At 57.2% G+C, this 23,824-nt stretch carries 24 protein-coding genes; 11 read left to right on the top strand and 13 right to left on the bottom strand.

The window, feature by feature from the left end; all coding sequences use genetic code 11:
• Nucleotides 1-142: 142 nt before the first annotated feature.
• The 8 genes from ACO550_RS22220 to ACO550_RS22255 all read left to right on the top strand — a co-directional run bounded on the left by ACO550_RS22220 (nt 143) and on the right by ACO550_RS22255 (nt 8,065).
• Nucleotides 143-601, top strand: coding sequence for a hemerythrin domain-containing protein (locus ACO550_RS22220; RefSeq protein WP_315594214.1), 459 nt, complete (start codon nt 143-145; stop codon nt 599-601).
• 54 nt (nt 602-655) lie between these two features.
• Nucleotides 656-1,168: a MarR family winged helix-turn-helix transcriptional regulator gene (locus ACO550_RS22225; RefSeq protein WP_315594213.1), complete on the top strand. Its 513-nt coding sequence runs from the start codon at nt 656-658 to the stop codon at nt 1,166-1,168.
• A gap of 332 nt (nt 1,169-1,500) precedes the next feature.
• Nucleotides 1,501-2,820: a Rieske 2Fe-2S domain-containing protein gene (locus ACO550_RS22230; protein WP_315594212.1), complete on the top strand. Its 1,320-nt coding sequence runs from the start codon at nt 1,501-1,503 to the stop codon at nt 2,818-2,820.
• A 59-nt stretch (nt 2,821-2,879) separates the two neighbouring features.
• Nucleotides 2,880-3,869, top strand: a complete 990-nt coding sequence (locus ACO550_RS22235) for an ABC transporter substrate-binding protein (RefSeq protein WP_315594211.1) — start codon at nt 2,880-2,882, stop codon at nt 3,867-3,869.
• 50 nt (nt 3,870-3,919) lie between these two features.
• Entirely contained in the window at nt 3,920-4,780 is an 861-nt protein-coding gene (nadC, locus tag ACO550_RS22240) for a carboxylating nicotinate-nucleotide diphosphorylase (protein WP_315594210.1), read from the top strand.
• A 54-nt stretch (nt 4,781-4,834) separates the two neighbouring features.
• The gene (locus ACO550_RS22245) at nt 4,835-5,773 is read left to right on the top strand and encodes a 2Fe-2S iron-sulfur cluster-binding protein (protein WP_315594237.1); all 939 of its coding nucleotides are present in this window, start codon (nt 4,835-4,837) and stop codon (nt 5,771-5,773) included.
• The gene (locus tag ACO550_RS22250; protein WP_315594209.1) at nt 5,770-6,957 is read left to right on the top strand and encodes a Gfo/Idh/MocA family oxidoreductase; all 1,188 of its coding nucleotides are present in this window, start codon (nt 5,770-5,772) and stop codon (nt 6,955-6,957) included. Before ACO550_RS22245 ends, ACO550_RS22250 begins: the two co-directional genes overlap by 4 nt.
• A 115-nt stretch (nt 6,958-7,072) precedes the next feature.
• Nucleotides 7,073-8,065, top strand: a complete 993-nt coding sequence (locus ACO550_RS22255; protein WP_315594208.1) for a tripartite tricarboxylate transporter substrate-binding protein — start codon at nt 7,073-7,075, stop codon at nt 8,063-8,065.
• A 475-nt stretch (nt 8,066-8,540) separates the two neighbouring features.
• Here the strand turns inward: ACO550_RS22255 and ACO550_RS22260 are convergent, their stop codons facing one another.
• From ACO550_RS22260 to ACO550_RS22270, 3 genes are all read right to left on the bottom strand, one after another.
• On the bottom strand, nt 8,541-9,725 hold the full coding sequence (locus ACO550_RS22260; protein ID WP_315594207.1) for a CoA transferase: 1,185 nt from the start codon (nt 9,723-9,725) through the stop codon (nt 8,541-8,543).
• 7 nt (nt 9,726-9,732) lie between these two features.
• A complete protein-coding gene (locus ACO550_RS22265; RefSeq protein WP_315594206.1) occupies nt 9,733-10,731 on the bottom strand; it encodes a tripartite tricarboxylate transporter substrate-binding protein in 999 nt (332 codons plus the stop codon).
• Between the two features lie 188 nt (nt 10,732-10,919).
• Entirely contained in the window at nt 10,920-11,714 is a 795-nt protein-coding gene (locus tag ACO550_RS22270; protein ID WP_315594205.1) for a citryl-CoA lyase, read from the bottom strand.
• Between the two features lie 109 nt (nt 11,715-11,823).
• Here ACO550_RS22270 and ACO550_RS22275 point away from each other — a divergent pair, with 109 nt between their 5' ends.
• Nucleotides 11,824-12,768, top strand: a complete 945-nt coding sequence (locus ACO550_RS22275) for a LysR substrate-binding domain-containing protein (RefSeq protein ID WP_315594204.1) — start codon at nt 11,824-11,826, stop codon at nt 12,766-12,768.
• A gap of 201 nt (nt 12,769-12,969) precedes the next feature.
• On the opposite strand, the gene ACO550_RS22280 is transcribed toward ACO550_RS22275, so the two are convergent.
• Complete coding sequence (locus tag ACO550_RS22280; RefSeq protein WP_315594203.1) at nt 12,970-14,052, bottom strand: porin; 1,083 nt, start codon at nt 14,050-14,052, stop codon at nt 12,970-12,972.
• A 162-nt stretch (nt 14,053-14,214) separates the two neighbouring features.
• Between ACO550_RS22280 and ACO550_RS22285 the strand changes: the two genes are divergently transcribed.
• Entirely contained in the window at nt 14,215-14,349 is a 135-nt protein-coding gene (locus tag ACO550_RS22285; protein WP_315594202.1) for a hypothetical protein, read from the top strand.
• Here the strand turns inward: ACO550_RS22285 and ACO550_RS22290 are convergent.
• From ACO550_RS22290 to ACO550_RS22315, 6 genes are all read right to left on the bottom strand, one after another.
• Nucleotides 14,340-15,698, bottom strand: coding sequence for a hypothetical protein (locus tag ACO550_RS22290; RefSeq protein WP_315594201.1), 1,359 nt, complete (start codon nt 15,696-15,698; stop codon nt 14,340-14,342). The two genes, ACO550_RS22285 and ACO550_RS22290, sit on opposite strands and share 10 nt — an antisense overlap.
• A gap of 381 nt (nt 15,699-16,079) precedes the next feature.
• Nucleotides 16,080-16,949, bottom strand: coding sequence for an amidohydrolase family protein (locus ACO550_RS22295; protein ID WP_315594200.1), 870 nt, complete (start codon nt 16,947-16,949; stop codon nt 16,080-16,082).
• A 46-nt stretch (nt 16,950-16,995) separates the two neighbouring features.
• On the bottom strand, nt 16,996-17,517 hold the full coding sequence (locus ACO550_RS22300; protein WP_315594199.1) for a cupin domain-containing protein: 522 nt from the start codon (nt 17,515-17,517) through the stop codon (nt 16,996-16,998).
• Between the two features lie 70 nt (nt 17,518-17,587).
• Nucleotides 17,588-18,307 carry an aspartate racemase/maleate isomerase family protein gene (locus tag ACO550_RS22305; protein ID WP_315594198.1) on the bottom strand — a complete coding sequence of 240 codons (720 nt, stop codon included), beginning with the start codon at nt 18,305-18,307 and terminating at the stop codon, nt 17,588-17,590.
• Between the two features lie 6 nt (nt 18,308-18,313).
• Nucleotides 18,314-19,858, bottom strand: coding sequence for a solute symporter family protein (locus tag ACO550_RS22310; protein WP_315594197.1), 1,545 nt, complete (start codon nt 19,856-19,858; stop codon nt 18,314-18,316).
• 1 nt (nt 19,859) lies between these two features.
• The gene (locus ACO550_RS22315) at nt 19,860-20,171 is read right to left on the bottom strand and encodes a DUF485 domain-containing protein (protein ID WP_315594196.1); all 312 of its coding nucleotides are present in this window, start codon (nt 20,169-20,171) and stop codon (nt 19,860-19,862) included.
• A gap of 393 nt (nt 20,172-20,564) precedes the next feature.
• Here ACO550_RS22315 and ACO550_RS22320 point away from each other — a divergent pair, with 393 nt between their 5' ends.
• The gene (locus ACO550_RS22320) at nt 20,565-21,338 is read left to right on the top strand and encodes an IclR family transcriptional regulator domain-containing protein (RefSeq protein WP_315594195.1); all 774 of its coding nucleotides are present in this window, start codon (nt 20,565-20,567) and stop codon (nt 21,336-21,338) included.
• A 56-nt stretch (nt 21,339-21,394) separates the two neighbouring features.
• On the opposite strand, the gene ACO550_RS22325 is transcribed toward ACO550_RS22320, so the two are convergent.
• Genes ACO550_RS22325 through ACO550_RS22335 form a run of 3 tightly spaced genes read right to left on the bottom strand, consistent with a single transcriptional unit; the run spans nt 21,395 to nt 23,824 of the window.
• A complete protein-coding gene (locus ACO550_RS22325; protein WP_315594194.1) occupies nt 21,395-22,090 on the bottom strand; it encodes an ATP-binding cassette domain-containing protein in 696 nt (231 codons plus the stop codon).
• Complete coding sequence (locus tag ACO550_RS22330) at nt 22,090-22,833, bottom strand: ATP-binding cassette domain-containing protein (protein ID WP_315594193.1); 744 nt, start codon at nt 22,831-22,833, stop codon at nt 22,090-22,092. Before ACO550_RS22330 ends, ACO550_RS22325 begins: the two co-directional genes overlap by 1 nt.
• Nucleotides 22,820-23,824, bottom strand: a complete 1,005-nt coding sequence (locus ACO550_RS22335; protein ID WP_315594192.1) for an ABC transporter permease subunit — start codon at nt 23,822-23,824, stop codon at nt 22,820-22,822. The genes ACO550_RS22330 and ACO550_RS22335 overlap by 14 nt, the downstream gene beginning before the upstream one ends.

Here is a 23,824-nt window from a genome sequence, read left to right on the forward strand (position 1 = left end):
TGCCGCCGCACAGAATCCCTCAGGCGTAACAGAGAAGTTCAAGCGCCTCATAAACCTCATATGATCGACGTCCCGCGACGACCTTGCATTCGCAGAATGCTCCATTATACTTAGGCACCTAATATTAAAGTACAGGCGGCTAATGAGAGACGCAGAACTGCTTGACTGGCACGACGGGCTACTGGTCGGGCACACCGAAATTGATCAGGAACATCGAGAATTTTCGGCCCTGATCCGTAGACTCGGCGAAGCGCCTGACAGTGGACTGGAGCAGGCACTTGACGCGGTATTGGCTGCTGCGCGCGCTCATTTCTCCCACGAAGACGCCGTGATGGAGGACAGTCAATTCCCGCCACGCGGTTGCCACATCCGCGAACATGCTGCTGTCATTGCATCGATGACCGGGGTGAAGACGAGACTGGCCCACGGCGAGGTGCGACCAGTGCGTCAACTGGCCCAAGAGCTAACGCGCTGGTTCCCTGCCCATGTACAACACCTGGATTCCGCACTCGCGCACTGGATCTGCAAGCAATCGGCAGGTGCCAAACCTTTGGTATTCCGAAGGTCCACCGGCCCGTCGCCACAAAGGGAAGCTGCGTAAGGGTGTCGCGCGCCGTGGCAGAATATGGCTTCGACAATAGAACTGCCTTCCCTTATGTCAAAAGCGTCCGAACAGAGAGAGCATGAGATTGCTCTGCGCATTCTGCATCGTTGGCACGACGATGTCCCTAACGACCGGATGGCGCACCTCGTCAAGGACACCACACGAGCCTTCTTGAGAGCGCTCCAGGACCGTCTGTCAAAGCACGACGTGCAGTTGGGCCATTGGACTTTCCTGCGAATTCTCTGGGAGCGCGACGGCCTGACCAAACGCGAACTCAGTGCCGAAGCCGGGGTGATGGAGCCAACGACGTTCTCCGCCCTGCAAGCTATGGAGGCGCTCGGCTATGTCACGCTGGAGCGGCGGGCAAACAATCGCAAGAACATCTACGTCTTCTTGACCCCACTCGGCAAGCGCCTCCGAAAGACGCTCGTACCGCTTGCCGAGGAAGTGAACGATGTGGCCGTACACCGCCTTTCTCCAGACGAGGTGGCCATTACACGGCGCGCCCTTCTTGTGATGCTTGACAACCTCACTCAGGATCAAGAAGGTACTGCAGCACCGTAAGCCGGCCGCCCTGCCCGCTTTCTTTCCGTACTGTCCCATACCGGACGCGCGTTCTGCGCGTCCTACCTTGGTCTCCCACCACATTCGCGTCCCGCTCACGGACGCACTTCTACCACGTCGTGCCAATCAACTGTTCAGCACGCCGCCGGCACCTTCGGTCACCCACTAACCACTTACATACTTAGTCGACTAAGTATTTTCCCTCGGTTCAGCAATCTGCTGGTTGCCATCATCGCTCACGCTCACTATGCTTAGGCACCTAAGCTTTTTTAACGAGAAATAAGGATTGCATCGGGCGTCAGCCAACGATGCGTCCATAAGGAGTCCCTGCAATGATGACGAAAGAGGAAAACGATCTGCTTTGCCGAGTCGAAGGCGATGCTCCAATGGGCCAATTGATGCGGCGTCACTGGACCCCAGTGTGCCTGCTCGAAGAGGTTTCCGAACCTGACGGGGCACCAGTGAAGGCACGCGTGTTTGGCGAAGACCTGGTCGTATTCCGCGACAGCGACGGACGCGTTGGCGTCATGGACGAGTATTGCCCGCATCGAAGGGCATCTTTGGTCTTTGGCCGCAACGAAGAGGGCGGTCTGCGATGCCTGTATCACGGATGGAAAATGGACGTGGACGGCAATGTCCTTGAGATGGTTTCCGAGCCGGCGTCCAGCGGCATGGCTGAAAAAGTCAAGCACAAGGCCTATCCGGTCAAGGAATGGGGCGGTATGGTGTGGGCCTATATGGGCGCGGCCGACGCGGCTCCAGCGTTCACGCCTCCACGCTGGGCCCCCACAGCGGATACGCGCGTAAGCATCGCCAAGGTGCTCCTCCCCTGCAATTGGGCGCAAGTTCTGGAAGGCGCCATCGACTCGGCGCATAGCTCAAGCCTGCACAGTTCGGACATGGTGCCGGCGCGCGTAGACGGAGCGAAAGCGACGACCAACTTGTGGCTGCGCCCATCCACTGACAAAGCACCGCGCCTTCAGGTAGATCGCGGCGCTTACGGCTTCCGGTACGCCGCTATCCGTCGCCCAATCCATCAGGCGCAGACGCATGACTACGTGCGGTCCACTGTATTTGTCGCGCCGGCAACCGCATTGATTCCGCCGAACAATCTCTACAACGTCGCCAACGTCAATGTACCGATGGACGACACGAATACGGCCTTCTATTTCATTGCCTGGGGTCACCCCGCGCAGACCCCTGAGACCGAAACGTGGCGAAAGTTCCTGCGCCAGACGGTCGGCGTGGATCTCGACGAATACTATCGGCCACTACGAAATGTGGAGAATCGATTCTGGCAGGATCGACAAGCGATGAAGGCAGGGAACTTCACTGGGATCACTGGTTTTCCGAACCAGGACGTTGCCATGTGGTTGACCATGGGGCCAATTGCCGACAGGACGCACGATCGACTCGGTGCAAGCGATCTGGCAATTGTCGAGTTCCGCAAGCAAATGCTGGATGCCGTCAAAGACTTCCAGGCAACCGGTGAAGCGATCGGAATCGGTAGCAATGCAATTCCGGAGAACGTTTGCGCCTTTCAGTCTGTGGTACCCAAGACCGATGACTGGCGAAGCTTCGCTGTGAGCTATGTATGGGCCGACGGAATCGACCGTTCAGAGCTTGAGCCGTCGTATTCGGTGAACGCATAGCGCGCGAATCCGATGCTGGCAGATCGCACTTCAAACGATACCTACGACCTTACTATCAGATGACCAAGCTCCGCCTGTCTGTCGCCATGGGCGACTATGACCGTACACGCGCCCTACTGGACGGCCGCGTCCAGATTGATGGCGTCGATCCGGTCTTCATGACGCTCAATCCCGAAGAAATGTTCTTTCGCGCGATGCGGAGTCAAGACTTCGACATAAGTGAACTCTCTTTTTCGAGCTACCTAGTCAAGCATTCGCGTGGCGATTGCCCGTACATCGCGGTGCCGGTGTTTCTTTCGCGCGCGTTCCGCCATACGTCGATCTATGTTCGCAAAGACCGTATCAAGCGACCAGAGGATCTAAGGGGCTGTCGTATCGGTGTTCCCGAGTATCAGCTCACCGCCATCGTCTGGGCGCGCGCCATTTTGCAGGATGACTATGGTATCCGTCCGTCGGATGTCACGTGGGTACGTGGTGGCATTGACACGCCGGGTCGTCCCGAAAAGGTGAAGCTGCAACTGCCTGCCGATGTACGCGTAGAGGCTGCTCCCGAAGGGCGGACAATCTCCGAGATGCTTGCCAGCGGCGAAATCGAAGGGTTCATTGCCCCGCGGCCGCCAAGCCCGGCTGCGTTACGAAACCAGGATGTCGCGTGGCTCTTCGATGATCCTACTGCCGAAGCGAAGAACTACTTCTCGCGCACAGGCGTCTTTCCCATCATGCACGTGGTCGGAATTCGGAAGACCCTTGCTGAGGCACACCCTTGGTTGCCCGGCGCTGTGTTCAAGGCGTTCAACCAGTCAAAAGCCTACGCGCTGGAGCAGCTTGCCGATACGTCAGCCACCAAGGTGACGATGCCGTTTGTCGAGGAAATGCTCAAGGCAGCGCGCGAGACGCTTGGTGAGGACTACTGGTCGTACGGAGTCCAAGCGAATCGACCTACGCTGGACACGTTCGTGCGGCATCACCATGGCCAAGGGCTGTCCGATCGCCTGGTGTCGGTGGAAGAGATCTTCCATCCGTCTACGTACGAGTCCTACAGCATTTGAGAGTATCGCGCACACCGGCGGTCTCGCCGGGCGTGCCGCATGGAGCCAAGATGTTTGAGTACAACGAAACCCTTGAGCAGGCGCGTAAGCGCAACGTCGAAGACGCCCTCCGCGAGGATATCGGCTGCAAGGACTGGACGGCACAGCTTGTGCCGTCCGGGAAACCTGCACGAGCGTCGGTTACGGCGAAGGACGACGCGGTCATAGCTGGCCAGTCGTGGTTCGAGGCGTGTATTACTACGCTCGACACGAACGCGCGCATTGAATGGCTTGTTCCAGAAGGTACATTCGTGGCCGCGGGCTCCCTCTTGTGCCTGATCAGCGGTGAAGCCAGAGCGCTCCTGTCCGCAGAGCGCGCAGCACTGAACTTTCTCCAAATGCTGTCTGGCGTTGCCACCGTAACGCGTAGCTATGTCGAGCAGATAGTTGGCGTGTCACCAAATCCTAAAGGTTGCGTGATTCTTGATACCCGCAAGACCATGCCAGGGCTACGACAAGCGCAGAAGTATGCTGTCCGTGTCGGAGGGGGTTCCAACCATCGCATGGCACTATGGGACGGCATCCTGATCAAAGAGAATCACATTGCCGCTGCCGGAGGCGTCCGCCAGGCACTTGAGCTTGCCAGGACCTTCGGTGGGAATATCAACATTCAGATCGAGGTCGAAGATCTCGCCGAGCTCGAAGAAGCGCTAGATGCTGGTGCCGATAGCGTACTCCTTGACGACTTCAGTCTTGCCGATATGTCAAACGCCTTCGCGTTAAACGCAAGCCGCGCGGTGCTGGAAGTATCAGGCGGCGTTAGTCTTGATTCGTTGCGTGACATTGCCGCAACCGGAGTCGATCGTATCTCAAGCGGGACACTGACCAAGAACATTCGGGCCATCGATCTCTCGATGCGCATCGAAGGCTGATACGGAGCGCTCATCGTGACCCAATCCCATATTGAATCTCATGCTGACACGCAAATGCTATTGCGTGTCGCAACCATCTGTGACGCGGCACAAGGTATCCGCAGTTTTGAGTTTGTGCAGCCGGATGGGTCAGACCTGCCCGCGTTTACGCCTGGCTCGCATATCAAGATACAGGTTCCCAACGGCCTGCTGCGCAAGTATTCGCTATGCAACGATCCCGCGGAACGTCACCGCTATGTCATAACGGTGAAACGCGATGAACATGGACAAGGAGGATCTGTAAGTCTCTGTGACGAGACCCGGGAAGGCGACCTGATCCCCATCAGCGTTCCCGAGAACGCATTCCCTCTCGCGGAGAATGGCAAGTCGTTCATCTTCATCGCTGGTGGTATCGGGATTACACCGATTCTCTCGATGATCCGAAGCTTCGGCGAACTCTCGACCTCTAAGTGGAAGCTCTACTACTTCACGCGCTCCCCTGAGACAACCGCCTTTCTACAAACACTTCAACAACCCGAGTTGAAGGGCAAAGTCAAGATTCATCATGACTTCGGTGACCCCGCGAACGCCTTCGATCTGTGGCCAGTGCTTGAACGGCCGTGCGACGCCCATGTTTATTGCTGTGGCCCTCGCGGTCTCATGGAAGCCGTGCGTGATATGTCCGGACACTGGCCCGCAACGCGGATCCACTTCGAGAGTTTTAACCAGGGCGGCGAGGTGCGTCCGGATGACACAGCCTTTAACGTGGTGCTCGACCGCTCCGGGCAGCGCTTCGAAGTGCCCGTCGGCAAGACGATTCTGGACGTCCTTCGCCAGCACGGATGCAATCCCGCCTCGTCTTGCGAGAGCGGCACTTGCGGTACATGCAGGACGAAGATTGTCTCGGGCGTAGCGGACCACCGGGACATGGTGCTTATGCCGGACGAAATGGAGCATGAAATCATGATCTGCGTTTCACGATCCAAAGGACCGGAGTTGGTGATTGATCTATGACCGATCCTGTCAATCCAGTACGCATCGGGGTGGCAGGCCTTGGTCGCGCATTCTCCCTGATGCTGCCAACGTTCCTGGCCGATGAGCGCATCAAGCTTGCCGCCGCATGTGACCCTCGCGAAGTAGCGCGCCAGCAGTTCGCGCACGATTTCGGTGCCCCAGTCTTTGAAGATCTGGCGTCGATGGCACGATCGCCGAACATTGATGCAATCTACATCGCGAGCCCTCACCAGTTTCACGCAGCGCACGCTTGCCTGGCCGCAGAAAGTGGGAAGCACTTGCTGGTTGAGAAGCCTATGGCGCTATCAATGGCCGAGTGCGACCTCATGATCGCGGCATGCGAGCGCGCGGGTGTCCATATGATTGTTGGTCACTGCCACAGCTTCGATTCGCCGTATCTACATGCTCGCAGACTTATCGCGTCCGGAGAATTTGGCGCGGTGCGCATGATTCACGCATTGAACTACACGGACTTCCTCTATCGCCCCCGACGCCCCGAAGAGCTTCAAACGGCAGCGGGCGGTGGCGTAGTGTTTAGCCAAGCCGCGCACCAGGTCGACGTAGTCAGACTGTTGGCAGGATCCGCCGCCTGCCGTGTCCGTGCAACCCTCGGACAATGGGATCCCGCACGGCCAACAGAGGGCGCCTACTCCGCCACGATGTGGTTCGACGATGGTGTCTTTGCGTCGATGACATACAGTGGCTACGGGCGCTTCGATTCCGATGTTTGGAACGGCAATATCACCGAGATGGGATTTGCGAAATCCGACTCGGACTATGGCAAGACGAGGCGCAGACTTGCAACAATTGGATCTGCAGAAGCAGAGGCACGCCTAAAGGCCGAGAGCACCTATGGCGGCCCATCATGGCAACGAACACCCAACAGTGCTTCACCGGTAGCCAACCAGCACTTTGGTCCCATTATCGTCAGCTGCGAGCATGCGGACATTCGCCCCACACCAGATGGTGTATGGGTATATGGTGACGCGATCCAGGAACACATCCCCTTGCCGCCCCCTGCCGTTCCGCGCTTTGAAGTCATCGACGAGTTGGTGGACGCGATCGTTCATGACCGTAGTCCGCTCCATAACGGGGTGTGGGCCAGAGCGACTCTCGAAGTGTGCCTTGCCATGCTGGCCTCTGATAAGGAGCTCCGGGATATCCCTCTTACTCGTCAGCGCTAACGACTTTTTGCGTGGCGTGCGAGTCATCCCAACGCCCTCACTGCCTGTCATAACATTGCATTCGTGATAGTCGCCATTAGAGCGGCGCTTCTCGGATATGAATTGGAGACAAGATATGAAGCCCCCGCGTATCAACTTCGCCAGACGAAATCTTTGCCTCGGCCTCGCGGCCCTCGCCCTGTGTCCCACGCTCGGAAACGCCAGCACGAACGCATGGCCATCACGACCAATTCGCTTTATCGTACCGTACGCACCAGGTGGATTGCCCGATACAGTTGCACGCGCACTATCGCAGCAGCTAACGCAGCGCTTCGGCCAACCCGTCGTTGTTGACAACCGTCCTGGCGCGAATGGTGTCGTGGCTGCACAAGCGCTAAAATCCAGTCCTGCCGACGGCTATACGTTTCTCGTCACCGATGGCTCGATGATGTCGATCAACCCGGTGATCTACAAGAACCTATCGTACGATCCTAAGCGAGACTTTCTACCGGTTGCGCTCGCTGCCAAGTCCCCGCTCTTCCTGGCGGTGAACTCGCATGTTCAGGCCAACACTCTGCAGAATTTCATCGCCTTGGCCAAATCAAAGCCCGGCACGCTCAACTATGGTTCGTCTGGGATCGGCAGCAGTCACCAATTGTCGATGGAGGCATTGAAGATTGCATTAAAACTGGATATCAAGCACATCCCCTTCCGAGGATCCGGACAATCTGTTCCCGCGCTGATCGGCGATCAGGTACAAGTGGTATTCGCCGCGCTCCCCTCGCTATCGGGATTCGTAAAATCTGGACAAGTGAAGATCCTCGGCACGAACTCGCTCCAGCGGTCGAAACTTGCACCGGAAGTCCCAGCGATCTCGGAGGTGGTACCGGGATACGACTACGCGGTGACGGTCGGCGTGCTGGCGGCTACGGGTACGCCCGCCACCGTCATTCAAAAAATGTCCGATGCCATTGCGGAGGCCGTCAAGACGCCAGAAGTAGTTTCCCAGTTCCACGTGGCAGGCATTGAACCCGTTGGTGGTTCCAGTGCCGAATACGCTAAGGCCATCGAAAATGAAGCCACGCGTTATGCCGAGGCGATCAAGATCGCCCATGTCGTAGCGGAATAGGAGGGAAGCTCGCATAGGCGCGGTGAGCATCGCGCCGTCAACCATAGGCGGGTAGTCTCGGTCCGTCCGCGCCACTTTAGAACTAATGCAGACACTGGTTCCGCTTTCACCTAATCTGTGGTGAGTACGGAACCAGTACAGCATGGATGGGCATTATCCTGTATCGCAGGCTGCGACAGGTACCGACAACAAACCCGTACGTCCCCTCACACCTACAATGGCTGTGGCATCAATAAGCTGAGCCGGTGAAAGGCATCCTCCCGTCGGATGTCGCGCGCGCGGGAGTGACCGCGGCTGAACGGGCGACCCTGCATCGGCGCGACAGTCATGACTCACGCAAAAAACGATCCGCTCGGTCCGGACGGGCCGGGAGAAGGGGCAAGCTCCCCCCTCCTCCCACCCTGGTACAAGTTGGTGCGGACACGTTGTAGTGAACGTGACGCATGTCACTTGCAGGTGCAGGTGCAGGTAAGGCTCAAGCTACCACACCATCCCGCAACAGGCACCCGATCTCCTCAGCCGACAGGCCGCTTTCCAGTAGCACTTCCGTGGTGTGCTCACCTAACGCTGGGGGCGGAGAGAAGCCGCTCCGGTTATCACCGTCGAATCGAACTGGCCTGTTCGCAGCGCGCACAGGCCCCAGTTTCGGATGGACAAGTTCATAGAAAACATCTAAATGGCGTGTTTGGATATCGTCGGCAAGGTCCTCCAGCCGCCGTTCCGGTGCGAACGGTACATCGTGCTTTTCCAGCAATGGCAGCCAATGTGAGCGCGGCTGCGACGAGAAGACCTGTGCCAACTCCTCCGCTAGCTCCCTGTAGTGCGTCACTCGCGCCTGGCGGTCCGGGTACCGTTGCAACAAGTCCGGCAATTCGATTGCCGCAACGAGACCCTCCCAGAACTTTGTCGGCGAGGATAGGTGCAAGCCGATCCGCAAGCCGTCAGCGCAAGTTACGACGAACGACTGAGAGGCGGCGCCTCGCGAGTAAAATCCGACTGGCTGCCCGCTGGAAAACAGTCTTGCCAACGGTTCAGTCGCGAAGGCGATCATCGATTCGAGCATGCTTACCTCCACATGCCGACCACGCCCCGTGCGATCACGTTCATTTAGCGCAGCAAGAATCCCCAGCGCAGCAAACATTCCGGTGATGGCATCGGAAACGGCAGGCCCCGCTACACGTGCGTCCGCGCCCTGGTGGAACATAGAAAGCCATCCGGACAACGTTTGCCCAACGTTGTCGTATGCCGGCCTGTCGACATAGGGGCCACTGGAGCCGTATCCCGTAATGCTGCAATAGACTGCGCGTGGGTTGAGCGAATGAATACGCTCGTAGTCCAACCCCAGTTTCTTCTCGACGCCGGGGCGCACATTGATCACCAGCGCATCGGCCTTGCGGATCAACGACTCCAATGCAGAGGCAGCTGATGGCGACGAGTAGTCGATCGCGACACTGCGCTTGTTCCTGTTATGTCCTTGGAAATGCGAGCTATAGAGCCCGTCATTGAAGGCCCGAAAGGGATCGCCCGCGCCGGGTCGCTCGACCTTGATAACGTCCGCACCCATCTCAGCGAGTAGCATCGCCGCATAGGGAGCGGTAATGAAGTTGCCAAAATCCAGGACCGTCAGCCCCTCCAGCGGTTGCTTTCCAGTGTCTTTCATATCTGCCTCAATCCGGCTTGACGCCGGTCATGTTCACCAGCTTTGCCATTTTTTCGGTCTCTTTTCGCAGGAAGCTGCGGAATTCTTCCGGCGACGAGGGTGACGCGACAACGCCAAGAGCCTCGAGGCGCTCCTTAATCTCCGGCTCGCTGAGGACAACCTTTATCTCACGCGCTAGTCGTTGCACCGCCTCGCGTGGCGTTCCGGCCGGTGCGACAATGCCATACCACGACATAAACTCGAACTTCGGTAACCCTGCTTCTGCGACGGTCGGCACCGTAGGAAACGATGCTTGACGTTTGGCACTGGTTACTGCGAGTGGAACCACGCGGCCTTGTTTTACATACGGCGCCGCTGTAGACGTCCCGGTGAACATTAGTTGCACCTGCCCCGCCATCAGATCGGCGAGCGCAGGCGCGACTCCTTTATAGGGCACGTGGTTGACATCAATCCTCGCCAGGGACTTGATCCACTCCATCGCCAACTGATGGGGTGTTCCGTTCCCGATCGACGCGTAGTTGAGGACTCCCGGCTTCGCCTTCGCCAATGCGATGCAGTCTCCCAAAGACCTGATGTTTGCAGACGGTGTTGCCACCATCACAAGCGGTACGGACACCAGTTGGCTAATGGGTGCGAAGCCGTTTGCGGAGTCATAGGGCAGCTTCGGAAAGAAGGAGGCGTTGATGGCATGCGAGTCGGTAATCAGGCCGATGGTGTAGCCATCCGGCGCAGCTTTCGCTACCTGGTCCGTGCCGATGATGGTGCTAGCTCCGCCCTTGTTGTCTACAATCACCTGCTGCCCCATGGATTGCGAGAGCTTCTGCGCGAGCAATCGCGCGACGATGTCAGTACCGCCACCCGGTGGGTACGGCACAATCAAGCGAATCGGTTTGCTCGGGTAATTGCCCTCGGCCGTTGCGCTCCCCATCGGCAGACCGAGCGCTAGAAGGAGCGCGACTGCGCCGAGTACCTTGCGCCGTGGCGCGCAATGCTTGCCTGAATACATCTTTTGTCTCCGAATTTATTTTGTAACCGACTCATGACTCTGCGCGAGTTGGCGGATTTTCCGCATCGCGGAATCGAGCTAACGTTGTGCGAATAGAGTGCTTCGCATTGCTTGCGCCGGATCTCGTCGTCCGGTGGGGAAAGGTTGTTTTGGTATATCGCGTAGCCGTCGAACTATCCGGCGCAAGCTCAGCCGGCTATGTGCGACGACGACTCTTGCTCCGTACGCTCCCATACCTCTTGCGCCAGCGGGTGACGTAGTTCCTCGGCAATATGGCCGACGAGACCAACGGCTCGACCGATCACAGCGAGGCCGCGGCTCAAACGCCACGGAATTCCTAGCTCTGACGAGAGTGCTGCAATCGCGCCAGTGGCGTTGACGGGGAGCTGGCCGGGCTTGTTTAGCGCTTGCTCGGCAGCCGAAGCGATATATTGCATAAGCGTCACATACTTCCCGCTCAGCCCATGTTCTGCGGCAAGTGCGAACAAGCGCGTGGTACGTGGATCCACGGGTTTGTGAACCGGATGTCCTATGCCTGGGATGGCTTGGCGCGACTCACGGCAGCGCTTGACAATGGCCTCCGCAAGGGACCTGAGTTCCGACCCGGTTGGGTTGTCAGGCGCGCCCGCGAGCGCTTCTTGCAGAATGCGCGCTGCGCCTTCCGCAGTCCCGGCGAAAGTAGTGCCCATCCCGAGCAGCCCTGCCGCGACAGCTCCCTGCAGCGATTCGGGCGCTCCGAGGTACGTCAACCGCGTGGCAATCGCCATGGGCGTCATGCCATGCTCGACAAGCGTGGCCAGCATCGCATTAAAGACGACGGACTCTGACGCTGTTGGTAACCGCCCTTGCATCTCGAGGAATGCGAAGTCTCCCAGATTGAGGTGGCCCATGATGTCCGTCATCAGGTCCATACCTTTGACGCGAATACGGGTGGCATCACTCCATCCCATATCCGAACGCAATGGCTTTCGCTCTCTGTTCATATTCTTGTCTCCGTCTAATCAGATTTGCTATCTCGCAAGCATCCTGGCGGACTCTAAAGCTCGTCGCGCAGCTTTCCAATCACGTGGAATCATGTAGACTATTCGCGCTATGGATGGCGACCAAATCGATCTCAACTTGCTTCGGGTGTTTGACGCGCTGATTAAGGACGGTAATCTCACGCGAGCCGGCTACCGGCTTGGGCTATCGCAACCTGCGATGAGTCATGCGTTGTCGAAACTACGCAAGCTGACTGGCGATAGCTTGTTTGTACGTGTCCCGACGGGCATGAACCCGACGGAACATGCGCTGCGCATTGCGCCATCGATTCAAGAGGGGATTCGTCTTCTGGAGACGGCGTTCGAAGGAGACGCACCTTTCGACCCGCAGTCAAACGAGCGCACATTCCAGATACTCTTGAGCGACATTGGCGAGCTTGTATATCTTCCGCGGCTGATGAATCATCTCCGTGAGATCGCCAAGGGCGTAACCGTACGTGCTCTCAATCTGCCTCGCGAAGCGTATGTGGAAGCTTTCCTCTCTGGGGAAGCCGATCTGGCTATTGGGTTCCTGCCCGGACTTGGTGCCGGCTTTTATCAGCAGCGCCTGTTCAGCGATACCTACATGTGCCTCGTACGCGATGGCCACCCCCGCGTGCGTAGTACGCTTTCCTTGGCGCGCTTCGTGGAAGAGTCACACGTACTGGTCGAACCCAGCGGCTCCCGATATGTCACGCCAGCTCACCAGACCTCGACAACGACGCTGATCGAACATTTCCTGGCCGAGCGAGGATTGAAGCGTAAAGTTGCCCTATACGTCCCTCATTTCCTGGCGGTCCCTGACATCGTGCAGTCCAGCGACCTTATCGCAACCATTCCAAGTTATATGGTCCGCCACTGCACCCCAAGACTCGGGGTAAAGATTCTGCCCCTGCCATTCGATGTACCGAGCTTCGACGTGAAACAATTCTGGCATGCACGCAACCATCAGGATGCCGGAAATCGCTGGTTGAGAAAGCAGATTGCCGACCTGTTTAGCGGCATCCCAGTTAAGTAGTCACGCCCAGTGCCTTCGGGCAAAGGGAAAAACCGAGTGGGGAGTCGATTGCTCGCGCCGCCACCCGGTAAAAGGACCACATGGAGACTCAGAGAATGGCGCAATTGCCAACCAGCCACGAAGGATGGGAGCTTCACTACGCGCTGACCGTTCGCCCAAGCGAGTCTCCCCTTGGGCAAAATATACGCCTGGTGCGCGAAGTTAAAAGATGTGTTTCACGCCTAGCATTGCGCCAAATTGATTCCCTCCCGGCGTGGGATTGGTACCGCTTTGCCCGCTGTTCACCGCGCTCGTTGCGTTACCAAAGTTGTTGATGTAGCCGACGGTTCCATATGCAGATGTTCGCTTCGTGAACGCATAGAGCGCCCGACCCGCAAAGAGCCACGCTTTATTTGGACTATTGTGGAATCGTTGGTGATAGATCTCACTCTCAAGCGTGACGGCAGGTGTCAGTGCGTAGGACACGCCACCATAGAACAGGTCGCTGCGCGGCGTTGCACTCGCGCGATTGTCTCGCCGCAGCCAGCCGCCGCCAATCTGGACCTTGCCGACATTAAACTGACCACCAAGGACCATCCGGTCATCCTTGAGCGCGCTGCTCGTCAGGCCGGCAAATGCCCCAGGCCCGCCTCGGATCGAGTCATACGCGGCACTAATATTCCACGTATCGGTACCATACTTCACCAATGCAGACCACTCACGGCATTGACGTGAATCCGCCGGATTCTCCCCGGCGCAGTTAGTGCCGGTTGGGCTGTTTGCATTCACTGTGTCCCGCCCGAAACTATACGTTCCGCCGACGGTCAACCCACCGAAAGTCCCCTTATATGAAATGGCGTTGTCAGCCCGCGCGGTAGACGTATATACATCGAGTGACGCGGATCCAAAGATGTTCGGGCCAAGCAGATCGTTCTCCGCCATGCCCCAGAAAAGCATCGTAAACTGCCGCCCCAACGCAATTTGCCCCCAGTTCCCGGAGACACCGACGAGAGCCTGACGGCCAATCAGTCTGCCACCCTGCGTGATCGTTCCCGTATCAGAAGCGAAACCCGATTCCAGCCAGAAGATCGCTTTGTTTCCGCCGCCGAGATCTTCCGTACCACGCAAGCCCCAGCGCGAAGGCACCGCGCCGGATTGCATGAAAGTATCGCTATACCTCGCAGCGCCAACGCCATTAACGTAAGCCACACCCGTGTCGACGACACCATAGAGGGTCACGTTCTGGGCTAAAACCATCCCCGGAAATATCCCCGCAACCAATGCGACAACTCTCCCCATCTTCATTTTCTCTCACTCCTCCAGCTCTATATTTCGCGCTCGCCAGACGAGCGCCGGCCTTTCCACCTCACGCGGAAAATTCCTTTTACTGCAGAAATTTGCAACCGATCAGCCTCGCCGCGAATCGCCCCGATCTGACGCCAGGAGCCCTGTTTCAGCAATCCAAGAATGGCGCGACTGAACTGCGCACCGGTACCGCCGGTTTGCGCGCACGATGCTGCCTGCGCACTGAATGCGCAGGCTACGCAGATCCGCGCAACGCTGCATCAACCGGAGACCGGTGCCCCGGCCAGCTACTTCTGACTCATTGACGACTGATGCTCATCACGGAGAACCCAGATCCCCCACGCAGAATCGGTGACGTAGATGTTCCCTCGAGCATCCTGCAGGACATCCTGCGTCGCGTTCGACGTCAAGGTTCCTCCCTGGCTCGTGACTGGCGTAGGCGGATCAGGAGGGAGGAACCAGCCACGTTCCCGGACGTCACGCGGGTCGCTGATGTCGAATGCGCGAAGCCCCGCGGTGAACCACGCAACGTACATCGTGTCCTTCGGGGTCATGACATCCGGGTTGTAGAGTTCCGTGACGGTATTGTGCGGACCGAAGCGACCAGGTTTGTCACAGAAACTCTTGTACTTCGCACCCGGCGGAGGTACGGGCGTCGGGAACAGCGACTTGAGAAAGGGATGCGTCGGATCCGAATTGTCGATGAACCCTACCGGCGTCATCGCCTCCGTACAGTTCCGCCTCATCGGCTCGCCAGAGAAGTACACGAGCTTCCGGTCCCAGAGTGGAATCGCGGTGTGAATGGACTGGGTGAGTGTATTGACAAAGGGAGGAATGATCCTCACTTCCCCAATCATCTTCGGGTGAGCAATGTCACTGATATCCAGGTTCACGACAGACGGTGTGTAGCCCAACGTCAGCATCTTCCCGTCTGGGCTCACAAAAGCCGGGCCGTGATAGCTTGGCGCGACCGCCCCCGGTGCTTCACCTGCCTTGGCTCCTGGATACGCCCAGCGACCTGCCTCTTTGGGATGCGCTGGATCGCTGACGTCAAGAATAACCAGAATGAAGCCACGATATCCAGGAACAGTCGTGGATAGGAACGCATACTTGCCGCCAGGATATCCATTGCGATGGCTTCCCTGCGCGCCGGCGCTCCATTTGGACAGCGGCTTAGGGTTCTCGGGATCGCTGATGTCGAAGAGTTGAACGCTTTCCTCGAAAGGCTTGTCCTTGGGGGCGGTCTCCTGAACGGTCGTCCATCCATCCGCGTGCCCGGATGACTCCTCCGAGCTGATGGGTCGACTTAAACCAAGAATGAGCAAGTTTCCGCTCAACGTGACCTGCGATGCCGCTGTTCCGGCAGGGCCCGGGACAACTTTCAGGAACTTCGGATTCGCGGGATCCGTGACGTCGACAATCTCGATACCCCTCCCTCCTTTATACAGGTACCATCGGTCGCCCACCCGCTTGATTGCAAGCTTAATACCCAGTCCGCGACGCCCGCCCATATCGGTATAACCAATCGGCTTGAGCCCACTCGCTTGCCAGCCCGATGGAATCGGATCAGCATTGGCGGACGCACACCCCAACGCAAGCCCCGCAGCCACGGAAACTGCCTTTACTAAGGTGGCAAGTCTCTTCATTTACTCTGTCTCCTGTCTTTTATGAAATTTTTATGGGCCGTAAAACTGCTACTGTTTAAATAGTAAAGTCTTCTTCCGCCAAACACGAGACAGCTGGAATTATTTGCCTGTATCAATCAACGTTATATTGACGGACAAAAATATATACGACAGTCGCCAAAACCTCGCGGAAACTTAATCCACTTAGACGCGAGGTTGAACGCAGCGACTGAAGTATTGGATCACGTCACGCGCAGGGCACGCGAGCACCTCGCTCTCCCTTGGCAAGACGCCCCAACCCGTCGCGAAAGGCGGAGCGCTATGGTCCTGACAGGCTAGAAGGTTTATGGAGCGGTGGCCTGTATCGAATAGCGCATGGTGATATCCAATGCGGCCGGAGAACTAGAATCCGTACAGCTTCGCGGGATTGTCTACCAGGATTCTTTTTCGCAGGGATTCGTCCGCCACCCATGTCAGCATCTGATCGAGTAGATCGGTGGTATTTGGCATGGTGCCTTTGAAGGCTACGTGCGGCCAGTCACTTCCCCATACAAGTCGATCACTGTCGATCTCCAACAGCTTCTGTACGAAAGGCAACAACTCAGGATAGGGAGGCTTTGCGCCCATCCTGTACCCTGCAGACAACTTGACCCAGCACCGGCCGGACTCGAGAAGCTTCAGCGATGCACGAAATCCCGGTTGATCGATTCCTGCATCCGGTCGTACGGACCCAAGATGATCAATCACGACGGGCGTTGGCAGCGAAGCCAATAGCGGTGACATCTCGGCTAAAGGCGCGCCACCGCCATCATTCATGACATGCAACTGGACATGCCACCCGAGGTCCGCGATCTTCTTTGCGAGCACCGGCATCTCCGAGAGCGGGGCGGCGCCCGCGTGACCGATGGTGTAGCGAACGCCGCGCACACCCGCCCGGTCGAGCTCCTTTAACTCATCGCTCGTGACATCGGAGCGTAGCGCCGCAATCATTCTGGCGGGTCGCCCAACCTCCCGCAGGGCATCGAGGTGCCGCCTGTTGTTCGTACCATATCCGCTCGGTTGCACCAGAACCACCCGCGCCACGCCTAATGTATCGAGTACCTTTGCAAGATCCTCTGGAGGGGCGTCTGGAACATCAAACGCACGAGTGGAAGCCACTGGATAGCGTCCCAATGGCCCGTACACATGAACGTGGCAATCCGTAGTTCCCGGCGGGCAGTGCAACAGGGGCTTGCGCGGGTTCGGGTCCGGCGGCTGGCAGAATTCGATCATCTCTCCGATCCTTGGATAGTGCGATATGGCGTTGCCTCACAAATGGCTACTCAAACCACCTTTGCTCGTCCAGGATAATGGGAACTTCGCGGTTCTTTTCCGAGTATCCGTCAAAGGGATTGCCATGTTCATCCACTCGCGCGAGCACATCTGATGAAGGATCAATTGCAGCGCCGACACGTAGCATCACCAGCGGCTCGCCTTCGTTGGCGTGAAAGGAATAGAAGGCGCCAGCAGGGACAAGAACACAGTCGAGTTTGCCGACATTCTTCGTCTCCCCCCGCGGGCCGAAGAACGTCGCACCGCCCTGCAATACTACGAAGACATGGTCCTCGTTAGTGTGCGCGTGAATCTCATTCTCTCCACCGCTGGCGTACGTCTTCAGTACGACGTTCATGTACGGTGACGCGCCGAGTACCTGATTGGTGCGCCCTTGCTTCGGCAGACGCGCGCGAATATGGAAGAAGCTCGGTGTCTTGCGTTGAGCCATTCTTTCCATTTCCTCGCGCCATTGCCGCGCGCTATTTGCAATGGGAGCGACATCGCGCTCACTATCAGACGTTTGCATATGGTCTCCAAAAATGGGGCACTACCAATGAGCCGAAGGCCAAGGCCGCGCGGCTTTCCCGTGTTGCCGCTCAGTTCATAAACAATGATCCAAGCCCAGGCAGGCCATCGCTAACTCCGACACGGCGAAGTGCATGCCACGCCATGGCTTGATTGCTGGTTATGAGAGGGCGGCCCAGAATCTCTTCGAGAGGTGCCACCGCACCCAGGGACCTGATAGCCGTACAGCTGATGAAATAAGCATCCGCACTCGCGTCACGCGCGGCGACGGTCATGTCTATCCACTCGCGAGGTTCCACCTGGAACATGTCCCCTGGCGTGCTGAGCGCCAAGCCATGCGCTGCCAAGACCTTAACGCCGCGAAGCGCAAGAAAGTCGGATTCGCGCCGGTTGATCTCTTCTATGTATGGGCTGACCAACACGATGCGTTGACCGCCTAGCGCCCCCAGGGCCTGCACGATAGCGTGCGCTGTAGTGGTCGCGGGGATTCCGGTTGCATCGTGGATACGCTGCCGAATGACATCGTCCAGCGTCGCATCCCACGTGGAAACGGCCGTGCAATGGAAGACGATAAGATCGGGTTGTGCGTCTTTTAACAGCAAAGCGGCGCCTTCGACATCATCGATCATGCCTAACAATTGCTCGCGCCGACTGCCGGCAAGCGGCAGGCGTGTGACATGCATGCAGACACCTTGCGGCATCATCGCCGTCAACTCTGCTTCAGCGGCGATGTTACCCGACGGCAGGATCACGCCTATGCGCGCCCGTGTGCCGTAGTTGAGCCGTGCCAAGTCCACTTATGCCTCCCGTTGGCCAAGAAGAATCTGCTCCGCAATCCGACGATACCGAAGCGGATCGCCCTGACCGCGAGTCAGCAATGACACCACGACGCTTGTCACAAAGCTCAGTGGAACGCAGACAATTGCGGGGTTGCGAAGCGGGAAGACTGCCGCCGAATGTTTAAGTACGTCCACCTGAATCGTCGGAGAGAGGTAAATAAGGACCAGGCTTGACACCAGTCCGATCATCATTCCCCAAACCGCACCACTCGCGGTGTATCGCCGCCAATAGATCGACAAGAAGATGGCGGGAAAATTCGCTGCCGCGGCGACTGCCGTTGCTAGACCCACGAGAAACGCCACATTTTGCCCGCGGAGAACCAACCCGAGCGCGATGGCCACCAACGCCAACGCCACTGTCGCGGACCGCGCAACAAACATAATCTGCGTTTGCGTCGCCTGCCCCTTCTTGAGCACAGCATTAAACAGATCATGCGACACCGTCGTAGCCCCTGTTATCAGAAGTCCCGAGACGACGGCAAGGATCGTCGCAAACGACACTGCTGACACGAAGCCAAGGAAGGACACCCCACCAAGGCGTTCAGCCAAAAGCGGAATGGCCATGTTGCCGCCTTTGTCCATCGACGCAATCGCGGTCTTGCCAACGAGTTGCATCGCTGCAAATCCGAGAACAAATGTGAGCAGCAAGAAGATGCTGATAATAGTCGTGGCATAGACGAGGGATTTTCTCGCAGCCCTTCCGTCCGCGACTGTGAAGAACCGCATCAGGACATGTGGCAAGCTGGCCACGCCAAGTGCAAGTGCAATGCTCACCGAGATCGCGTCGAGCGGGTTCGAAATCAGCCGCCCCGGGGCGAGCACCGCATCGCCGTTCACCGCGCTTGCGTCAGCAAACAACTTTATCGGGTTAAGTTGAAAGTGCGACAGTGACATGAGGGTCATCATCACCGCCGCCAAGGACATCAGCGCCGCTTTGATAATCTGCACCCATGTCGTTGCGAGCATGCCGCCGAAAATCACGTAGACGAGCATGAAGCCACCAACGATCCAGATCGCGACGTCATACTCCATCCCGAACAGTAGATGAATCAGATCGCCTGCACCTACCATCTGCATGACCAGGTAGCAAATCGTGATGCCAAGCGTGGTGATCCCGGTAACAATGCGAATACGCGGGGCGTTAAGTCGGTACGCGAGCACGTCGCCGAACGAGTAAGTTCCGAGGTTCCTGAGTGGCTCACCGAAGAGGAACAACATCACTGGCCACCCAATCACACCGCCGATGGCGTATATCAGTCCATCGAAGCCAACGAGGGACACCAGCCCTGCGATACCCAGAAATCCCGCCGCGGCAACAAAGTCACCCGCAAGTGCGACCCCATTCTGCAACGGCCCGATGCTCCGGCCAGCAGTAAAGAACTCCTCAGCTGTTTTTGTGCGTCTTGCCGCCCACCAGGTAATGATCAGGGTTGTAAGCAAGAACAGGACAAAGAACGCCGTGGAACTGAAATTTGCACGACCGTTACTGAGTACGCCCCCCATTTCATTTCACCTTCCCTTCGAAAGCGTGCATGGAAACATCGTGCACGCAATTGATCCAGATGACATAAACGAATGTTATTAGCAGCGCGATAATGATCGTCGCAACGCCAGCGGCGATCGCAATCGACAATCCCGGCACTAGCTGGACAACAAGAATGCTTTTGAAATAAGCGACAACGATCACGAACGAAAAATAGATGCACAGTATCAAAACCGTCGCGCCCAGTGAAACTCTTTGTCGCCTGACACCGATGGCGGTCAGCATCTCTTCGCGTGAAGATAAATCATCAACCGAAGAATAAATTGTACTCATCTATCTCCTCCTAGTTAGCGATTCAATTTAGTCGCCTGAACTGCTCTGATGGTCTTTGGTCCTCTTATTAATCGAAAACTGAAAGTACACCTGTCGCTGGTTGCGTTGACGAAACCCACGCTACCTAGATTCTTAAGAATCCGACATAGACCGTTTGATCCGTGTACTTTCCACGCCCTTCGCACCCGCACGTGATATTCCGATTCGCCTTTGTCGCATTGTTTCACCGGAAATTTGCACTACGCAAGGAAAGGTAAGAAGTTGCTCTATTTGCAATCGCATTCTCCTAAACATTTAGGTGTATACCCGCTAGATCAGAGACTTCTGCAGACTATCCTGTCAAGATTCTGTCCATCACTAACCTTCTTGTTGCTATATTTGCAACCTCAAACCGTGAAGACGATCTCCACTGCACTCCGTATTCTTGAGGCATTCATCGACAGCACAGAGCCCCAGTCGGTCAGTCAATTGTCCGAGCGCTTTGGCATGCCGCGCAGCCAGATGTCACGGGTGTTGAGCACATTCAGAGATGCCGGTTGGCTGGAGCAGGACTCGAAGTCCAGGACATACGCGGTGGGCTTATCCGCGTATGTCTTTGGTTCTCGTTTCGTACAGATTCACCCTCTGACGAGGCATGCAATTCCTGTCCTGCGGGGAATCGTTGATCGAAGCGGCTTTAACACTACCCTATCCATTCTTGATCACCTCAAGCCACTCTATCTGTTGGGCATGGCCGGGCCCGTACCTGTCGAACTATCCTCGGCGTTTGGCTCATACTTTCCCTTTCACGCCACCGCGGCAGGGAAGGTACTCGCAGCATTTTCTCCCCGTCATGTTCGCGAGCAGATGCTCGAAGAAGCGTCACTCGATAGATTGACTGGGCGCACCATTACAGATAAGACTCAATTGGTCGACGAACTAGATCTTGTCTTCCGACGCGGCTACGCCTCGTCCGACGGCGAGCGGGTGCCTGGCATCGGCGCACTGGCGGTCCCCGTTATCGCCCATGACGGCTCCATCTTTGCCGCGATTGGCAATGCCTTTCCCACGAAGATGGTTTCGGCAGAGGATCTCGACTACCAGGCAGAGATTCTCAAAAGCGGGGCGCGGGTGCTTGCTGAGCGAGTGGAAGGGCCACGACGCCCTTCCAGCCGAACAGGGCGTTGAGACTGGCTCGTTGGCCTCGTCTCCCACCCATCGCAGCGCCCGCGCGCTACGTGGCCCTAGACACTCAGGTAATCACTCAGTACTCGTTCATTACCTCGCAGCTGATCGCTCGTCCCACTGAAACATACTTCCCCTTTGGACAAGACATGATGGATATCGCCTAAGTCCAGCGCCGCGCGAAGATTCTGCTCAATCAATAGAATTGCCAGGCCCTCGGCCTTCATCTTCCGCAAGAACTCTACAATCTCATCGACAATAAGAGGCGCGAGCCCTTCTGATGGCTCGTCCAGAATCATGACGTCGGGATTCAGCATCAGAGCCCGCGCAATCGCGACCATCTGCTGCTCTCCGCCGGAAAGCTGGAAGCCGCGATTCTTCCGACGCTCCATTAGGCGCGGAAACATTTCATAGACACGCTCCAGCGTCCATCGGCGGTCGTGTCCTCCCCGCGCGGCAACGGTCAGATTCTCTTCCACCGACAAGCTCGGGAAGACCCCGCGCTCCTGCGGAACGAAGCCTACTCCCATTCGGGATATGCGATGGGATGCGACCCCGACGATCGCCTTCCCGTGATAGCTAATACTCCCTTTACGTGGCTTCAGATATCCCATTACCGAGAGCGCTGTTGTCGTCTTCCCTGCGCCATTGCGACCGAGCAGCGAAGTCACCGCCCCCGCCTTCACTTCTAGCGAAATTCCTCGTAAGACGTGACTGTCGCCGTAGTACGTATGAATGTCATTGACTTCGAGCATCAGTGCTTCCCTCCGAGATAGACTTCCCGCACGCGGGCGTCGCCTTGAATCGCTTGCGGACTTCCCGATGCAAGAACCTCACCGTAGTAGAGCACAGTGATACGATGGGCGAGCGAGAACACGACTTTCATGTCGTGCTCAATCATCAGTATCGATAAGGAGGCGGGGAGCTCGCGCACGAGATCGATCATACGATCGGTCTCCGCCGGGGACATTCCTGAAGTCGGTTCATCGAGCAGTAGCATCTCGGGATCCGTGGCGAGCGCCATCGCGACTTCAAGCTGCCGCTGCTCCCCGTACGACAGACTCGATACGGAGCGGCCGTAGTCACCTGACAAACGGACCTGTTCGAGGAGTTGGTCGGCGCGCTCCCACTGAGTCCGCTTCGATGCGACACTACGCATTGCGTCGTACCAACCGCCGTGCTTCGCCTGGACGGCAAGGCGCACATTTTCCCGCACCGATAAGCTGAAGAAAAGGTTGTTTTTCTGGAAGGTGCGCCCCATTCCCATCCGGCAGACGGCTTCTGGAGCGGCCCCCGTGACATCGATGTTCTTAAAAAAAATCCGGCCCGCAGTTGGTTTGATCTGACCTGAGAGTTGATGAACCAGGCTTGTTTTTCCGGCACCGTTCGGCCCGATGATCACGTGCCGTTCGCCAACCGCGACCTCCAGGTCGACGTCCCTGGTGACCGTGAGGCTCCCATAGGCCTTACGGAGCTTTTCTGTTCTAAGCAACGTCATTCTCTGCCTCCGAGATCCTCTTGGTAATCGCCACGCCCGACTCATCGCACGAGGCAACGCTACGCTTTACAAGGCTGCGCAAGACTAGTCCCCAAACGCCATCCTTCAGGAACATCACGCATACGATGAATATCGCACCCACCCAAAACGCCCAGTACTCGTTGTGAGAACTGACAATGGTTTTGAGCAACAGGAAGATCCCCGCGCCGACGACTGGCCCGATGACGGTACCGCTGCCCCCCAACACGACCATGATCATTGCGTCGCCAGACTGCTGCCAATGGAGGATATCCGTCGACACGTATGCGTTCAGGAACGCGTATAGGCCACCTGCCACACCAGCCAGTCCACCGGCAATCACGAACGCAAGCAACTTAAAGCGCTGCACAGGATAGCCAATAGCCCGCATTCGCTGCTCATTGTCGCGAATACCGATGAAAATCGACCCAAGCGCCGAACGAACGAGGCAAGAGAACAGGATCACAACGACGACGAAGCCGATCGCGATCACCGCGTAACGCGCGCTGGAACTCTGAGCCAGGCTAACGCCGAAGAGTTCAGGCGCAACAAATCCGGTCAATCCATCGGTACCCCCAGTCAGGCTTCGCCACTTTAACGCCGCCGCAAACAGCAACTGGGAGAACGCCATGGTGAGCATCAGGAAGGATATCCCGCTAACCTGGATGCAGAACATGCCGATGATCCCAGCAAGCAACATGGAAACGGCAACCCCTGAGACGAGACCTAGCCAGCCGGAAAGTCCGAGATGGACACCAAGAGCAATGACGGTGTAGGTCGATACGCCAAAGAAAGCTGCGTGGCCGAATGACATCATTCCCGTGTAGCCGACGAGTAGGTTGAGACTCATCGCAAAGATGCCAAAGATCAACACCTCAGCAATGATCTCCCGCGCATAGTCCGATGCGAATCCTCCGGCGACCAACAGTAGGCTCATCAACGCAAACGCGATCGATTGATTTCGGAGCGTCAT

Source organism: Cupriavidus sp., from assembly GCF_057315035.1.

Excerpts from the sequence above, each read along its gene's own strand:
- ACO550_RS22230 (WP_315594212.1), top strand. The coding sequence starts at position 1,501 with ATGATGACGAAAGAGGAAAACGATCTGCTTTGCCGAGTCGAAGGCGAT.
- ACO550_RS22255 (WP_315594208.1), top strand. The coding sequence starts at position 7,073 with ATGAAGCCCCCGCGTATCAACTTCGCCAGACGAAATCTTTGCCTCGGC.
- ACO550_RS22270 (WP_315594205.1), bottom strand. The coding sequence starts at position 11,714 with ATGAACAGAGAGCGAAAGCCATTGCGTTCGGATATGGGATGGAGTGAT.
- ACO550_RS22330 (WP_315594193.1), bottom strand. The coding sequence starts at position 22,833 with ATGACGTTGCTTAGAACAGAAAAGCTCCGTAAGGCCTATGGGAGCCTC.
- ACO550_RS22325 (WP_315594194.1), bottom strand. The coding sequence starts at position 22,090 with ATGCTCGAAGTCAATGACATTCATACGTACTACGGCGACAGTCACGTC.
- ACO550_RS22260 (WP_315594207.1), bottom strand. The coding sequence starts at position 9,725 with ATGAAAGACACTGGAAAGCAACCGCTGGAGGGGCTGACGGTCCTGGAT.
- ACO550_RS22300 (WP_315594199.1), bottom strand. The coding sequence starts at position 17,517 with ATGCAAACGTCTGATAGTGAGCGCGATGTCGCTCCCATTGCAAATAGC.
- ACO550_RS22275 (WP_315594204.1), top strand. The coding sequence starts at position 11,824 with ATGGATGGCGACCAAATCGATCTCAACTTGCTTCGGGTGTTTGACGCG.
- ACO550_RS22310 (WP_315594197.1), bottom strand. The coding sequence starts at position 19,858 with ATGGGGGGCGTACTCAGTAACGGTCGTGCAAATTTCAGTTCCACGGCG.
- nadC (WP_315594210.1), top strand. The coding sequence starts at position 3,920 with ATGTTTGAGTACAACGAAACCCTTGAGCAGGCGCGTAAGCGCAACGTC.
- ACO550_RS22335 (WP_315594192.1), bottom strand. The coding sequence starts at position 23,824 with ATGACGCTCCGAAATCAATCGATCGCGTTTGCGTTGATGAGCCTACTG.
- ACO550_RS22225 (WP_315594213.1), top strand. The coding sequence starts at position 656 with ATGTCAAAAGCGTCCGAACAGAGAGAGCATGAGATTGCTCTGCGCATT.
- ACO550_RS22315 (WP_315594196.1), bottom strand. The coding sequence starts at position 20,171 with ATGAGTACAATTTATTCTTCGGTTGATGATTTATCTTCACGCGAAGAG.
- ACO550_RS22235 (WP_315594211.1), top strand. The coding sequence starts at position 2,880 with ATGACCAAGCTCCGCCTGTCTGTCGCCATGGGCGACTATGACCGTACA.
- ACO550_RS22265 (WP_315594206.1), bottom strand. The coding sequence starts at position 10,731 with ATGTATTCAGGCAAGCATTGCGCGCCACGGCGCAAGGTACTCGGCGCA.
- ACO550_RS22290 (WP_315594201.1), bottom strand. The coding sequence starts at position 15,698 with ATGAAGAGACTTGCCACCTTAGTAAAGGCAGTTTCCGTGGCTGCGGGG.
- ACO550_RS22245 (WP_315594237.1), top strand. The coding sequence starts at position 4,835 with ATGCTATTGCGTGTCGCAACCATCTGTGACGCGGCACAAGGTATCCGC.
- ACO550_RS22295 (WP_315594200.1), bottom strand. The coding sequence starts at position 16,949 with ATGATCGAATTCTGCCAGCCGCCGGACCCGAACCCGCGCAAGCCCCTG.
- ACO550_RS22220 (WP_315594214.1), top strand. The coding sequence starts at position 143 with ATGAGAGACGCAGAACTGCTTGACTGGCACGACGGGCTACTGGTCGGG.
- ACO550_RS22280 (WP_315594203.1), bottom strand. The coding sequence starts at position 14,052 with ATGAAGATGGGGAGAGTTGTCGCATTGGTTGCGGGGATATTTCCGGGG.
- ACO550_RS22285 (WP_315594202.1), top strand. The coding sequence starts at position 14,215 with ATGGCGCGACTGAACTGCGCACCGGTACCGCCGGTTTGCGCGCACGAT.
- ACO550_RS22250 (WP_315594209.1), top strand. The coding sequence starts at position 5,770 with ATGACCGATCCTGTCAATCCAGTACGCATCGGGGTGGCAGGCCTTGGT.